General features: G+C 71.2%; 12 protein-coding genes. 5 read left to right on the top strand and 7 right to left on the bottom strand.

The window, feature by feature from the left end; genetic code table 11:
- Nucleotides 1–27: 27 nt before the first annotated feature.
- Together ABCQ75_RS06065 and ABCQ75_RS06060 are read right to left on the bottom strand one after the other, a co-directional pair.
- Nucleotides 28–924 carry an esterase/lipase family protein gene (locus ABCQ75_RS06065; protein ID WP_345883913.1) on the bottom strand — a complete coding sequence of 299 codons (897 nt, stop codon included), beginning with the start codon at nt 922–924 and terminating at the stop codon, nt 28–30.
- A 16-nt stretch (nt 925–940) separates the two neighbouring features.
- On the bottom strand, nt 941–1,696 hold the full coding sequence (locus ABCQ75_RS06060; RefSeq protein WP_345883912.1) for an alpha/beta fold hydrolase: 756 nt from the start codon (nt 1,694–1,696) through the stop codon (nt 941–943).
- Nucleotides 1,697–1,789: 93 nt separating this feature from the next.
- Between ABCQ75_RS06060 and ABCQ75_RS06055 the strand changes: the two genes are divergently transcribed.
- Nucleotides 1,790–2,227, top strand: a complete 438-nt coding sequence (locus ABCQ75_RS06055) for a Fur family transcriptional regulator (protein WP_345883910.1) — start codon at nt 1,790–1,792, stop codon at nt 2,225–2,227.
- Nucleotides 2,228–2,315: 88 nt separating this feature from the next.
- Nucleotides 2,316–3,800 carry a catalase gene (locus tag ABCQ75_RS06050; protein ID WP_345883908.1) on the top strand — a complete coding sequence of 495 codons (1,485 nt, stop codon included), beginning with the start codon at nt 2,316–2,318 and terminating at the stop codon, nt 3,798–3,800.
- A gap of 107 nt (nt 3,801–3,907) precedes the next feature.
- On the opposite strand, the gene ABCQ75_RS06045 is transcribed toward ABCQ75_RS06050, so the two are convergent.
- The 3 genes from ABCQ75_RS06045 to ABCQ75_RS06035 all read right to left on the bottom strand — a co-directional run bounded on the left by ABCQ75_RS06045 (nt 3,908) and on the right by ABCQ75_RS06035 (nt 7,775).
- Nucleotides 3,908–4,549, bottom strand: a complete 642-nt coding sequence (locus ABCQ75_RS06045) for a TetR/AcrR family transcriptional regulator (RefSeq protein ID WP_345883905.1) — start codon at nt 4,547–4,549, stop codon at nt 3,908–3,910.
- Between the two features lie 133 nt (nt 4,550–4,682).
- Nucleotides 4,683–6,191: an amino acid permease gene (locus ABCQ75_RS06040; RefSeq protein ID WP_345883904.1), complete on the bottom strand. Its 1,509-nt coding sequence runs from the start codon at nt 6,189–6,191 to the stop codon at nt 4,683–4,685.
- Nucleotides 6,192–6,323: 132 nt separating this feature from the next.
- Nucleotides 6,324–7,775 (bottom strand): FAD-dependent oxidoreductase, encoded by a 1,452-nt coding sequence (locus ABCQ75_RS06035; protein WP_345883902.1) that lies wholly within the window; start codon nt 7,773–7,775, stop codon nt 6,324–6,326.
- A 210-nt stretch (nt 7,776–7,985) separates the two neighbouring features.
- Between ABCQ75_RS06035 and ABCQ75_RS06030 the strand changes: the two genes are divergently transcribed.
- The gene (locus ABCQ75_RS06030; RefSeq protein WP_345883900.1) at nt 7,986–9,263 is read left to right on the top strand and encodes an endonuclease/exonuclease/phosphatase family protein; all 1,278 of its coding nucleotides are present in this window, start codon (nt 7,986–7,988) and stop codon (nt 9,261–9,263) included.
- Between the two features lie 98 nt (nt 9,264–9,361).
- The gene (gene rarD / locus ABCQ75_RS06025; RefSeq protein ID WP_345883898.1) at nt 9,362–10,378 is read left to right on the top strand and encodes an EamA family transporter RarD; all 1,017 of its coding nucleotides are present in this window, start codon (nt 9,362–9,364) and stop codon (nt 10,376–10,378) included.
- 34 nt (nt 10,379–10,412) lie between these two features.
- Here the strand turns inward: rarD and ABCQ75_RS06020 are convergent, their stop codons facing one another.
- Nucleotides 10,413–11,285 carry a universal stress protein gene (locus tag ABCQ75_RS06020; RefSeq protein WP_345883897.1) on the bottom strand — a complete coding sequence of 291 codons (873 nt, stop codon included), beginning with the start codon at nt 11,283–11,285 and terminating at the stop codon, nt 10,413–10,415.
- A gap of 155 nt (nt 11,286–11,440) precedes the next feature.
- Nucleotides 11,441–12,802, bottom strand: a complete 1,362-nt coding sequence (gabT, locus tag ABCQ75_RS06015) for a 4-aminobutyrate--2-oxoglutarate transaminase (protein WP_345883895.1) — start codon at nt 12,800–12,802, stop codon at nt 11,441–11,443.
- A gap of 153 nt (nt 12,803–12,955) precedes the next feature.
- Here gabT and ABCQ75_RS06010 point away from each other — a divergent pair, with 153 nt between their 5' ends.
- The gene (locus tag ABCQ75_RS06010; protein WP_345883894.1) at nt 12,956–14,392 is read left to right on the top strand and encodes a PucR family transcriptional regulator; all 1,437 of its coding nucleotides are present in this window, start codon (nt 12,956–12,958) and stop codon (nt 14,390–14,392) included.
- Nucleotides 14,393–14,470 lie beyond the last annotated feature (78 nt).

Genomic DNA, 14,470 nt, shown 5'->3' with positions numbered 1-14,470 from the left:
CTGCTGTCCCGACGCACTCTCAACGAATCAGCCCCGGGCTGCGTTTCCGCTCCCAGTCTCCCCCTCCGGCGCCCCCAGCGGGGGGAACCGATGGGTGTCGAGGACCTCGGCGAGCCGGGCGAGGAACAGCGGGTGGCCGAGGATCCGGAAGTGCCCCACCACGGGCACGGTCAGGTTGCGCGCCCCCGCGAGGCGCATGCCGCGCATCGCGACCGGGTCCACCTCGGCGCTGACCGTCACGATCCGCGCGTTGACCTCGAGCTCCGCCGCGAGCGAGAGGATCACCGGATGGCGGGTGTGGAAGCCGCGCAGGGCCTCGGTGGGTCCGAGGCGGGAGAAGCGGTGCCCCTCGAAGGGGGTGTTGACTGCGATCATCCCGGCGGCCAGCCCGGGCGGCCCCGAGACCATGAGCTGTTTGCCGATCAGTCCGCCCTTGGAGTGCGCGAGCAGCACGGCGCCGCGGATCCCGAGCTCCTCGAGCCGCTGCACGACCAGCTCCGCGGAGGCCGGCACGGTGTGCAGGTTCCAGCCCAGCGCCGGGACCTCCACCACGCGGTGCCCCCGCTCGTGGAGCCACTCGCGCAGCGGCGAGAGGAACGCGGCGGGCTCGTAGATGCCGGGGACCAGCACGATGGCGGGAAGCCCTCCGCCGGGGGTGCCCGGCGTCGTGCGCACGACGGCGAGGTCCCCGCTGCGGGGGCCCGTGGGCGGGGCGGGGGACGGGGCTGAGTCGCGGCGTCCGCCGGCGGAGGCGCCCGGCGGCGGAGCGTGCGCGCCCGGATCGGGGGCGAGGGCCGGGCGTGCGGCCAGGGCCGAGATCTGGGCGCGGCCGGCGTAGAGCCAGTCGAGCGCGCTGCCCGCCGCGATCCACGCCGCGCGCCTCACGAGCCGCGCGGCCTCCCTGCCTGCCCCGGCCCAGCTCATCGCCCGCCCGCCGGGCTCATGGCGTCCCCGCTCCCGAGGGCGCCTCGGCGAGGAGCTCCGCGGCCACGGACCGGGCACCGCGGTACATCATGACGTGCGCCTCGCGGGGCACGATCACGAGGCGGGCCCTGCTGGACAGCGAGGCGAGGCGGCGCAGCCACGGGATCGGGCAGATGGGGTCCCGCCGGCCGCCCACGATCAGCACGCTGGCCTCCACGAGCGGGAGGCGCTCCTCGATCCGGTGGCGCATCATCTCGCGCAGGGTCGCGACCCACCACGAGACCCCGCAGCGTGCGTAGTCCCAGAGGACGATCGGCTTGACGCCGGGCGGCTCGAGCGCCGCGTCCTGCGCGAGGCGCAGGGCCTGGAGCGGAACCGTGCGCTCTGCTGCGTTCACGGTGGGCGCGAGCAGGGCGATGGACCGAGTCCCGGGCCTCTGGATGGCCATCTCCACCACCACCTGGGCGCCCATCGAGTGGCCGATGAGGAGGGGCTCCCGGACCCCGAGCGCGTCCAGGGCGGACCAGGCCGCCTCGGCGAACTCCTCCATGGTGAGGGGCCGTCTCGGCTCACGGGCCTTGCCGAACCCGGGGAGCTCGACGAGGTGGACGCGGCCGTGGACCGCGAGCGCCCCGGCCAGCCGGCGGTAGTAGACAGCGGACACGCCGATGCCGTGGACGAGCGCGAACTCGCGGGGTCCGTCCCCTCCCGAGTACACCCACAGCTCCGTGGCCCCTTCGGCTACCCGGCGTTCGCCGAACCGGCGCGGCATGGTCCCTCCTCCTGCACGGCAGGGCACCAGCCTAGCCGCAAGGTAAGGCAGTCCTTATTGTGAGCTTCTCAAAATAAGTGCTTCAATGGGTGCATGGAACCGAGCACGGAGCACGCACACTGGGCCGAGTCCCTGCGCGCCCACGGGCGCCGGGTGACCAAGCAGCGGATCGCAGTGCTCGACGCCGTGGAGCGCCACCCGCATTCGTCCGCGGACTCGATCCTGGCCACCACGCGCGAGGCGCTGCCGGACATGACCGCGCAGTCCGTGTACGTGGTGCTGGGCGACCTGACCGAGCTCGGCCTCCTGCGCCGGTTCGAGCCCCCGCACTCCCCTGCCCTCTACGAGACGCGGGTGGGGGACAACCACCACCATGCGGTCTGCTCCCAGTGCGGCCGGGTCGAGGACGTGGACTGCGCCGTGGGCCACGCGCCCTGCCTGACCCCGAGCGACAACCACGGGATGACGATCATGATCGCGGACGTCACCTACGTGGGCGTCTGCACTGAATGCGCCGCCCGCGCGTCCTGAAGCGCGCCCCCAGATCCATTCCAGCCAGACCCATTCCAGCCAGACCCACCCAGAACCAGCGCGCCGGCGCGCGGAAAGAAGGAGAGACATGACGGTCCACCACTCGACCACCCAGTCAGGGGCACCGGTCACCTCGGATGCCCACTCGCAGTCCGTCGGCGCTGACGGTGCGATCATCCTGACCGACCACTACCTGGTGGAGAAGCTCGCCCAGTTCAACCGCGAGCGGGTCCCGGAGCGGGTGGTGCACGCCAAGGGCGGCGGCGCCTTCGGCACCTTCGTGGCCACGGGGGACGTCTCGGCGTACACCAAGGCCGCGTTCCTGCAGCCGGGTGTGGAGACCGAGATGCTCATCCGCTTCTCCTCCGTGGCCGGCGAGAACGGCTCCCCGGACACGTGGCGCGACCCGCGCGGGTTCGCCGTGAAGTTCTACACCTCCGAGGGCAACTACGACCTCGTGGGCAACAACACCCCGGTGTTCTTCATCCGCGACGGCATCAAGTTCCCGGACTTCATCCACTCGCAGAAGCGCCTCCCGGGCAGCCACCTGCGCGACGCGGACATGCAGTGGGACTTCTGGACCCTCTCCCCCGAGTCGGCCCACCAGGTCACGTGGCTCATGGGCGACCGCGGCCTTCCGAAGACGTGGCGGCACATGCAGGGCTACGGCTCGCACACCTACCAGTGGATCAACGCGGCGGGCGAGCGCTTCTGGGTCAAGTACCACTTCCACACCCGCCAGGGCGTGGAGAACCTCACCTCCGAGGAAGCCGAGCGGATTGCCGGCGAGAACGCGGACTACTACATCCAGGACCTCTACGAGAGCATCGCCGAGGGCAGCTTCCCGAGCTGGGACCTCTTCGTCCAGGTCATGCCCTACGAGGAGGCCAAGACCTACCGCTACAACCCGTTCGACCTGACGAAGGTGTGGTCGAAGAAGGACTACCCGCTGATCCCGGTGGGCACCATGACCCTCAACCGCAACCCGGAGAACTACTTCGCGCAGATCGAGCAGGCCGCGTTCGCGCCGTCGAACTTCGTCCCGGGCATCGCGGCCTCGCCGGACAAGATGCTCCAGGCGCGCATCTTCTCCTACGCAGACGCGCACCGCTACCGCGTGGGCACCAACCACGCGCAGCTGCCGGTCAATGCCCCGAAGTCCGAGGTGCGCAACTACAGCCAGGACGGCGCGTCCCGCTTCCACTTCAACTCCCCGCAGACCCCGGTCTACGCGCCGAACTCGGTGGGCGGCCCCGCCGCGGTCGAGCCGCAGATCCCGGGCGGCCGCTGGGAGAACGACGGCGAGCTCACCCTCGCCGCGCACTCCCTCCACCCGGAGGACGGCGACTTCGTCCAGGCCGGCATCCTCTACCGCGAGGTGTTCGACGACGCCGCCCGCGGGCGCTTCCTGCAGACGGTCGCGGGTGCGGTGAGCGGCGTGAAGCGCGCCGACATCAAGGAGCGTGCGATCCAGTACTGGACGAACGTGGACGCCGGGCTCGGCGCCAAGCTCCGCGCGGAGCTCGGCCACCAGAGCCAGTCCCAGGCCGAGGCCGCCAACAAGATCGGCTGACGCCTCACGGTGGGGCTCCCGGAGGCGGGACCCCCGGACACGCATGAGGGGCCCGGTGCAGTGCACCGGGCCCCTCATGCGTCCCCTGCGGCGGCGGGAAGGGACCGTCAGCCGGCCGAGCCAGCCGGTCTGGCGCCGGCGTCGGCCTCCGCGGAGGCTGCCTGCTCGAGCTGGGCCGGGAGCGTTGCCATCACCACGTCATAGGAGGCGAGGGCAGCGTCCCTGTCCCCGGTGAGGACGTAGTCGTAGAGGACGCCCATGATGGCGTTCACGTAGGTCCGTCCGAGCACGGCGGCTCGGTCCTCGGGGACCCCCTGCCTCGCGAGCCACTCGGCGGCGAGGCGGTGCCACTTCTGGTACGCCTCGAGGCCCAGGCGCCGCGGCTCCTCGGCGACCACGTCCTGCACCGCGGCCTCGAACTCGAGGCGCTGCAGGTGGCGGCCGCGGTGGTCGAGGGCGAGCGCGAACGCGGCCCTCGCCCACTGGATCAGGGCTGCCGTGCCGGTCTTGGGGGCGTCGTTTCCCGGCGCGTCGAAGAAGAGGCCGTCGAACCGCGCCACGATGCCCCGGATGATCTCCCCGACCAGTTGCTCGCGGTTGCCGAAGTGGTACACGAGCACGTAGCTGCTGATGCCGAGCCCATCGGCCAGGCTGCGGAATGTCAGGTCCGCGAGGGTCGAGTCGAGCAGGTAGTCGAGGATCTGCTCGAGCAGTTCCGTCTTGCGCTCTGGACGTGGGGGCCTGGCCATGACCCCCATGCTAGTCCCTGCCCCCGGCGGGGACGGGAATGCGGCCGGGGACCGGACTCCGGGCCGGGGCAAGCAGCGCGGGCCGGAGGCGGGCAGCACGGGCCGGGGCAGGAACCGCCCCGGCCCGGCCGGATCAGCGCTGCTCGGCCTCCACGGACTCGCGGGCCTCGGCGAAGCGCTCATTGAGGAGCGAGTGCCGGCGGCCGTAGAGGAAGTAGATCGCCGCGCCGAGGGCGAGCCACACGGCGAAGTAGATCCACGTCTCCACCGCGAGGTTGAGCATGAGGTAGAAGCACGCGAGCGCGGACAGGATCGGCACAGCCTTGCCCCCGGGCACGCGGAACGCGGGCTTGAGGTCCGGGCGCTTCTTCCGGAGCACGAGGATGCCGAGGCTCACCACGACGAACGCCGAGAGGGTCCCGATGTTGATCATCTCCTCGAGGACGTCCACGTTGGTCAGGCCGGCCACGAGGGCCACAGCGATGCCGCAGATGACCTGCAGTCGGGCTGGGGTGGCTCGCTTCTCGCTCGTCACGGACAGAGAACGCGGCAGGAGGCCGTCGCGGCTCATGGCGAGGATGACGCGGGCCAGGCCCATGAGCAGCACCATGATCACGGTGGTGAGGCCCACGAGGGAGCCGAACGCGATGACCTTCGCGGCGTCGGTGTTGCCGACAGCCTCGAATGCAGTGGTGAGCGTGGGCGACTCGGCCTCGGCGAGGGCCGTGTAGGGCACCATGCCGGTGAGGGCGAGCGAGACGAGGATGTAGAGCAGTGTCACGAGGGCCAGCCCGCCGAAGATGCCGCGCGGGAGGGTCTTCTGCGGGTCCTTGACCTCCTCCGCGGAGGTCGCGACCACGTCGAAGCCGATGAACGCGAAGAACACCAGCGCCGCGCCGGCGAACACACCGAAGAGGCCGTACTGCGCCGGGGCGGAGCCCGTGAGGAAGGAGAAGAAGGACTGCTTGAGCACCTCGGTGCTGCCGGAGCCCTCAGACGGCACGGCCGCCGGGACGAACGGCGCGTAGTTCTCGGCCTTGACGTAGAAGAAGCCGACCACGATCACGAAGAGGACCACGGCGATCTTGATGAGCGTGAAGATGTTGCCCACGCGGGCACTCAGCTTGGTGCCGAGCACGAGGAGCACCGTGAAGACGCTCACCACGAGGAACGGGCCCCACACGAGCTCGACCGGCCCGAGGGAGATGCTCGCGGGGATCTCGACGCCCACGAGGGAGAAGACCTTGCTGAGGTAGATGCCCCAGTACTTCGCGACGACGGCACCGGCGGTGAAGAGCTCGAGGATCAGGTTCCAGCCGATGATCCACGCGAGCAGCTCGCCCATGGTGGCGTACGTGAAGACGTACGCGGACCCGGCAACGGGGATGGCGGTGGCGAACTCGGCGTAGCACATGATGGCGAGCGCGCAGGTGATGGCGGCGATCGCGAACGAGAGGGTGACGGCGGGGCCGGCGAAGTTGGCGGCGGCCTTGGCGCCGACCGAGAAGATGCCCGCGCCGACGGCAACGGCGACGCCGAGGATCATGAGGTCCCACGTGCTCAGCGAGCGCTTGAGTCGGCGCCCGGGCTCGTGGGAAGCAGCGATCGTGGATTCGATCGGCTTGGTCCGGAGGATCTGCATTCCAGTCTCCTGGTAGGGGGATGGGGGTCAAACAAACCTGTCAACTATAAGGCGTCCGTGGGATGAGACGGACAAAACGTCTCATATGGCGAGACGCAGGCCGCCCCTCCCCCGCCCCCCGGGGGCGTCCCCTCAGGCGTTCTTGCGGGAGATGCGCACCATCTCCTCGCGCGGGACCACCTTGATGCGCTCGCGCACCGGGCCCTCGGCGCCGTCCTCGGGCGCCCACGCATCGCCGAGCGCCTTCTCATGGGCGTCCAGCTCGTTCCAGCCGGCCCACGTGGTGTACTCGATGCCCCGCTCCTCGAGGAGCGCGATGATGGCGTGCTCGTCGGGGTTCTCGGCCGGCGGCAGCGAGTCGCGGTCCTCGAGGAGGCAGCCGATGGTCTCGAGGGCGTCGCCCTTCGTGTGGCCGATGAGCCCCACGGGGCCGCGCTTGATCCACCCCGTCGTGTAGACCCCAGCCACGGGCGTGCCGTCAGCGTCCAGCACGCGGCCCGCGTCGTTCGGGATGACGCCGCGCCGCTCGTCGAAGCGGAGCTCGGCGAGCTCGGAGCCGTGGTATCCGATCGCGCGGTACACGGCCTGGACCGGGTAGTCCTCGAACTCCCCGGTGCCCCGCACGTTCCCGGTGCCGTCCAGCTCCATGCGCTCGAACCGGATGCCCGCGACCCTGCCCGGCGTCTCCGGGGAGTCGTAGATCTCCACGGGGCTCTGCAGGAAGTGCAGGTGCAGGCGGCGGGAGGCGCCCGTGTCCTGGTCCTCGGCGATCCAGTTCGCGAGGGTGTTGACCATGGTCTTGACCTGGTTGTTCGTCTTGATCGCCTCGTCCGAGGCGTCGTCGAACTCGAAGTCCTCCGGGTACAGCACGATGTCCACGTCATTGCTGTGGGAGAGCTCGCGCAGCTCGAGCGGCGTGAACTTCACCTGGGCCGGGCCGCGGCGCCCGAACACGTGCACGTCAGTGACCGGGGACTCCTTGAGGCCGCGGTAGACGTTGTCCGGGATCTCGGTCACGAGCAGGTCGTCGGCGTGCTTCGAGAGCATGCGCGCCACGTCCAGGGCCACGTTGCCGTTGCCGATGACGGCCACCTCCTTCGCCGTGAGCGGCCACTCCCGCGCCACGTCCGGGTGGCCGTCATACCACGAGACGAAGTCCGCCGCGCCGAAGGAGCCCTCGAGCTCGACGCCGGGGATTTCGAGGTCCGCGTCGCGGATGGCACCGGTCGCGAAGATCACCGCGTCGTAGAAGCCGCGGAAGTCGCTGAGGGTGAGGTCCCGGCCGTACGTGACGTTGCCGATGAAGCGGATGTCACCGCGGTCGAGGACCTTGTGCAGGGCGTTGACGATGCCCTTGATGCGCGGGTGGTCGGGAGCGACGCCGTAGCGGATGAGGCCGTACGGGGCCGGGTACTGGTCGAAGAGGTCGATGCTGACCTCCACCTCGCCGCCCTTGACTTCGTTGGACTTGGTGAGGATGTCTGCCGCGTACACGCCAGCGGGGCCCGCCCCGATGATCGCAACCCGCAGGGGACGGTGCGCGGAATCGCGCTGCGGAGAGCTGGCTGCGGGGACTTCAGGCACGGACTGTTCCTTCCGGGGGCGCTCGTCGGCGGCGGCTGGCCGCGCACACAACCCCCAAGTCTAACGCTCGGCGCGATCCGTTCACCTGCCCGTCACGGACAGCCACTACGGTCGGCCTCGACCGGCCGGGACTGACCGCAGCCGGGGCCGCCGGCACTGCCGGCATCTGCGTCCACATCCGCCGTCCACCTCTGCCTTCCAGGAGTGACCATGCCATCCACGAGCCCCACCCGGGCCACCCGCAGGACCACCCGGCTGACCGCCGCGGTGACCACGGCGGCCGCCGCACTCGCCGCGGCCGTGCCGCTCGCCGTCGTGCCCCTCGCCGTCCCCGCCGCCTCCGCCGCCCCGGCCACGGCGAGCCAGCCCGAGGATGTGCGGTTCATGACCTACAACGCCTCGCTCAACCGCTCCGCCGCGGGCGAGCTGCTCGAGGACCTGGGCTCCGGCGACGACGCCCAGGCGCAGGCCGTGGCCGAGGTCATCCAGCGAAACCGGCCGGACGTGCTGCTCGTCAACGAGTTCGACTACTACCCCGGCAACGAGGCCGTGGACCTCTTCAGCGAGAACTACCTCGAGGTCCCGCAGAACGGGCAGGAGCCCATCGACTACCCCTACGTGTACACGGCGCCGGTCAACACGGGCGTCCCCTCGGGGCTGGACCTGGACAACAGCGGCACGGTGGGCGGCGGGAACGACGCGTTCGGGTTCGGGCTCTTCCCGGGGCAGTACGGCATGGCCGTCTACTCCAAGCACCCGATCGACGCCGCCGCCGTGCGCACGTTCCAGCAGTTCCTCTGGAAGGACATGCCCGGGGCGCTCCTCCCGGACGACCCCGCCACGCCCGAGCCCGCCGACTGGTACTCCGAGGAGGAGCTCGCCGCGTTCCGGCTCTCCTCCAAGAGCCACTGGGACATCCCCGTGGAGATCGGCGGGACCACGGTGCACGTCCTGGCCGCCCACCCCACGCCGCCCACCTTCGACGGCGCCGAGGACCGCAACGGCACGCGCAACCATGACGAGACGCGCCTGTGGGCGGACTACGTGACGCCCGGCGCCGCGGACTACCTCTACGATGACGCCGGCCGGCACGGCGGCCTCAAGCCGGGGGCCCGGTTCGTGGTCATGGGCGACTACAACGCCGACCCGAACGACGGCGACTCCCGCGACGCCTCGATCCTGCAGCTGCTCGGGCACCACAGGATCCAGGATCCGGCCCCGGCCTCGGCGGGAGGTGCCGAGGCCGCGCAGGTCCAGGGCGGCGCCAACGCTGCGCACGAGGGCGACCCTGCCCTGGACACGGCCGACTTCTCGGACAGGGCGCCCGGGAACCTCCGGGTGGACTACGTGCTGCCCTCGAAGAACCTGCGCGTGCTGGACTCGTACGTGTACTGGCCCGCTGCCGGCGAGCCCGGCTCCGAGCTCACCGGCACCTACCCCTTCCCCACGAGCGACCACCGCCCCGTGGTCCTCGACGTGCGCGTCTAGCGGCGGCAAGTGCGCAGCCGGCGCGGGGGCGCAATGGGCGTGCTGCGGCGGGTGTGGCGGGTGGGAATAGAGTGCACGGTGGATCGCGTTCTGTCCCCGTGACTGAGACGCAGAACGCCGCCGCATCCGCTACCGCAGCCTCTGCGTCCCCTCCCGCTTCCCCGGCCGGCACCTCCGCCAGGAGCGCCTCCGCCGGGAGGGCCCCCGCCGGCCTCCTCTTCGGCATCGGGGCGTACGGGCTGTGGGGCCTCCTGCCGCTGTACTTCGTGCTGCTCGCGGCGGCGGGGCCGGTGGAGATCGTCGCGGACCGCGTGCTCTTCGCGCTCATCGTGTGCCTCGTGCTCATCACCGCGACGCGCTCGTGGAGGAACCTCGCGGCGGTGTTCCGGTCCGGGCGGATGTTCGGGGCGCTCGCCTTGGCCGCGGCGCTCATCGGCGTCAACTGGCTCACGTACACCTACGGGGTGCTCACGGGCCAGGCGATCGAGGCCTCGCTGGGATACTTCATCAACCCGATCGTGAGCGTGCTGCTCGGCGTGCTCGTCCTCAAGGAACGCCTCCGCCCGCTGCAGTGGGCGGCCGTGGGCGTGGGCGGGATCGCCGTGGCGGTGCTGTCCGTGGCGCACGGGCAGCTGCCGTGGATCGCGCTCGTGCTGGCCCTCAGCTTCGGGTTCTACGGCCTCGTCAAGAACCGGATCGGCGGGGCGGTGGACGCCGTCACGAGCCTCTCTGCGGAGACGGCCATCCTCGCGCCCGTGGCGCTGGGCGCCGTCGTGTGGCTCGCCGCCACAGGCTCGCTCACGCTCCTCACCGAGGGGCCCACCCACTTCTGGCTCCTCGCGGCGAGCGGCATCATCACTGCCGTGCCGCTGCTGTTCTTCGGGGCCGCAGCGCGACGGCTGCCGATGACCACGGTGGGACTGCTCCAGTACATCGCCCCCATGACCCAGTTCACGCTCGCGGTCACGGTCCTCGGTGAGCACATGCCGCCGGAGCGGTGGGTGGGGTTCGGGATCGTCTGGCTGGCCCTCGCCATCCTCACCGTGGACATGCTCCTCAGCGCGAGGCGCCGCCGGACCTCCGCACGTGCGGCCAAGGCGCTGGCCGCACGCTGACCGCCGGGCCGAGCCGCCCGCCGTCGGCAGACCGCTAGCCCAGGGGGTGGGATTCGGCGCGCTCGTAGTCGCGCGGGACCACGACCATGGGCACGGGCAGCGCGCGCAGGACCTTGTTCGCGGTGGACCCGAGGAAGAGCTGGTTCTTCTGCGCGAGGCGGCTCGAGCCGACGATGACGATCTCGCCGTCGAGCCAGTCGAGGCTGTCCACGGCCTCCTCGAGGGTCCGCCCGTGGGCGACCTCGACCGTGGCCTCGTGCCCCTCCGGCAGGCGCTTGGCGGCCTCGGCCAGCACCGTGTTCGCGTGGCGGTGGGCGGCATTGATGTTTTCCCCGCCGTCGCCGCGCTCGTCCAGCTCGACGAGGGAGACGAAGCGCAGCGGCACGTTGCGCCGTCCCGCCGCGATGAGGGCCACCTCGACGGCGGCGTCGGCCCCTTCCCTGCGGCCGATGAAGGCCGTGAGCCGTTCGATCGGGTCCGTGCGCTGGAAGCCGCGCGGCGCGAGGGCCACGGGAATGGGCGAGGCGTGCAGGAGCGCGTTGGCCACGGAGCCGACCGTGTACCGCTTGAAGAGCCCGTTGCTCGCGGCGCCGATCACAATGAGCGCCGACTCGAATTCCACCGCGGCCTCGATGAGGGTCGCCGCGAACGAGTGCCCGTGGCGGACGTGGAAACGTGCCGTCACGTCCGGGGGGATGAGGTTGAAGGCCTCGCGCTGCGCGGTGAGGGTCTGCTGCTCCTCGGCGTGGACGCGCTTCCCGTCCGGATTGACGGCCACGTACGGGGCGTCTTCCCCGAGCACGAGCATGAGGTCCAGCTCCGCGCCCTGGGCCCGGGCGATGGCGACGGCGAGCGCCACCGCATCCGCCCCGCGCGCATCCGGCTGGTATCCGACGACGTAACGCATGGCAACCCTCTCTCGGCGCGCGCGGCACCGGCCTGTCAGGGCAGACGGCGAGGGCACCCGGGGTTGCCGGGCGCCCTCGCCCGGTCTGCGTATCCGATACCGCAGACTCTAGGCGTTCGCCCCGCGCCCGCAAGGGAGGCGCGGAGCGAGCCGCCTCACGCGACGGAGCGGATCGCCGCCTCGAGGACGTCCAGGCCGTCGCCGAGGAGCTCGTCGCCGATCACGAGCGGCGGGAGCAGGCGGATCACGTTGCCGTAGGTGCCGCACGTGAGGATGATGACGCCCTCCGCGAGGCAATAGGCGGCGATCCTCTTCGTGGCCTCGGCGTCCGGCTCCTTGCTCGTGGCCGCGCTGCCGGGCTTGACGAACTCGATCGCGAGCATGGCGCCGCGGCCGCGGATGTCGCCGATGATGCTCTTCTCGCCGAGCTCGGCCTGCAGGCGCGCGAAGCGCTCCTTCACAATGGCCTCGATGTGCCGGGCACGGCCGCGCAGGTCCTGGCTGTCCATCGTCTCGATCGCGGCGAGCGCGGCCGCGCACGCGACCGGGTTGCCGCCGTAGGTGCCGCCGAGGCCGCCGGCGTGGACGGCGTCGAGCAGCTCCGCGCGGCCGGTGACGGCCGAGAGCGGCATGCCGCCCGCGATCCCCTTCGCGGTGGTGATGAGGTCCGGGACCACTCCCTCGTGCTGGACCGCGAACCACTCGCCGGTCCGGGCGAAGCCGGACTGGACCTCGTCCGCGATGAAGACGATCCCGTTCTCCTTCGCGAACTCGGCGATCCGCGGGAGGAAGCCCTCGGCCGGGACGATGAAGCCGCCCTCGCCCTGGACCGGCTCGATGATGACCGCGGCGACCTGGTCCGCGCCGATCTGCTTCTGGATCATGAGGAGGGCGCGCTCGGCGGCCTCCTTGCCCGTGATATCCGGGTTCTCCTCGCGGTACGGGTAGCTCATGGGCACGCGGTACACCTCGGGCGCGAACGGGCCGAAGCCGTGCTTGTACGGCATGGCCTTCGCCGTGAGGCCCATGGTGAGGTTGGTGCGGCCGTGGTAGGCGTGGTCGAAGGCGACGACGGCGTTGCGCCCGGTCGCGGCGCGCGCGATCTTGACCGCGTTCTCCACGGCCTCCGCGCCGGAGTTGAACAGGACCGTGCGCTTGGCGTGCTCGCCCGGGGTGAGCTGGTTGAGCTTCTCGGCCACGGCCACGTAGCCCTCGTACGGGGAGACCATGAAGCACGTGTGCGTGAAGTGCTCCACCTGCTCCTTGACGGCGCCCACGACCGCGGGGTCCGTGGCGCCGACGGTGGTCACCGCGATGCCGGAGCCGAAGTCGATGAAGGAGTTGCCGTCCACGTCGTGGATGATCCCGCCGTCGGCGTCGGCCACGTAGACCGGGACGGTGGAGGCGACGCCGGAGGCGACGGCCTGCGCTCGGCGCGCTGCGAGCTCGAGGGACTTGGGCCCGGGGAAGTCGCCGAGGATGCGGCGCTTCTGCTCGAGGCGGTACTGGATGTCCATGGGTGGTCCTTCCTGGGGGTGGCCTGTCCTGAGGCGGCCTGTGGCGCTGCTCTCACGGTAGGCGAGCGGCGCCCGCAGCCAAATAGCCGATCGCACCAGCGAGGCTGGGGGAGGTAGTGCGAACGCCCAGCTCTCCCGCCCTATAGTTGTGGCATGGCCCTGACCCTCGCCCAGCTGCTCGAACGCCCCGGGCTTGACCTCCGCCTCGCCGGCGCAGCGGGGGGCGCAGCCCTCAACTCGGAGATCCAGTGGGTCGCCGTGACGGAGCTCGAGAACCCCGCACCGTTCCTCTCCGGCGGCGAGCTCGTCCTCACCACGGGCGTGCGGCAGCGCTCCGCCGTGGAGCAGCGCCGGTTCGTGCGCGTGCTCCAGCGCGCGGGGGCCCTCGGGATCGGGTTCGGGATCGGGCTGGGCCATGACGAGATCCCCCCGGCGCTCATCGCCGAGGCGAACCGGTGGGGCGTGCCGGTCCTCGAGGTCCCCTACAGGACCCCGTTCATGGCCATCGGCAAGCTCGTGGCGGACTCCCACTCGGCAGACCACTACGCGAGCCTCGAGAAGCTCATCGCGGGGCACCAGGTCCTGGCCCGTTCCCTCCTGGGCGGCGGCGGCCTGCCGGACCTGCTCAAGCACCTCGGCGGCATGCTCGGCACGGATCTGGTCCTGACCCAGTTCACCGCCCAGCTCCACGCGTCGAGTCCCACCGCCGGCGTTCCGTCCATGGACCGCTGGGTGCCGTATCCCATCCCCACCGGGCGCCGCGACGCGTCCACGCTCTGGGCCAAGAAGCCCTTCACGGACACGGGGATCATCTCCTACGCCCAGAACCTCATCAGCCTCGAGCTCAACAACCTCATGAAGCAGCGCCAGGCGCAGCGGGCCCTCGCAGGGCAGGTGATGAACGACGTCGTGCGCGGCACCCTCGAGGCCGACGAGGCCTCCCGCCGCCTCGCGGGGGTCGGGGTCAACTCGACGAAGCGCAATGTGGTCCTGCTCGCCGAGTCGGGCGCGCACCACAAGAGCCTGCGCGGCACCACGCTGCCCGCCGAGCTCGACAGCGCGGTGTCGGCGACGCTCGACGACGACCTCGTGGTGGTGGTGGAGGACGACGGCGCGCGCGCACCGCGGCTGGGGCGCCTCCTCGCCGACCACCTCACCGAGGCTGGAATCCACGCGACGATCGGGATCGGCGGGTCCTACACGAAGCCCAACGGCCTGCGCTGGAGCTACTTCGAGGCCAAGGAGGCCGCGTCCAGGGGGCTCGACGTGAACGAGCCCGAGCGGCTGTCCCTGACCTCGCTCCTGCTCGCGAGCGAGGACGTCCCGCTCGCGGACATGGCGGGAGAGGCCGTGGGGCCGCTCCTGCGGTTCGACGCGCAGCACGGCGCCGAGCTCGTGCACACGCTCGAGACCTACCTGAACCTCAACGGCTCGGTGGCGCAGGTGGCCGATCAGCTCGGGCTGCACCGCAACACCGTGCGCTACCGGCTCGGGCAGATCGCGGAGCTCACCGGCTACGACCCGGCCGTGACGGCGGACAGGGTGCAGCTGTACCTCGCCCTCGCGGTGAAGAAGGTGGCCAAGGCGTAGGGGCCCAGGCCCCCATCTCGGCGGCCCAGTCCCCCACCTCGGCGGCCCAGGCCCCCACCTCGGCGGTCCAGGCCCCCG

This window comes from Sinomonas halotolerans (genome assembly GCF_039615075.1).
Taxonomy (GTDB): domain Bacteria; phylum Actinomycetota; class Actinomycetes; order Actinomycetales; family Micrococcaceae; genus Sinomonas; species Sinomonas halotolerans.
This window is presented reverse-complemented; position numbering and strand designations above follow the sequence as displayed.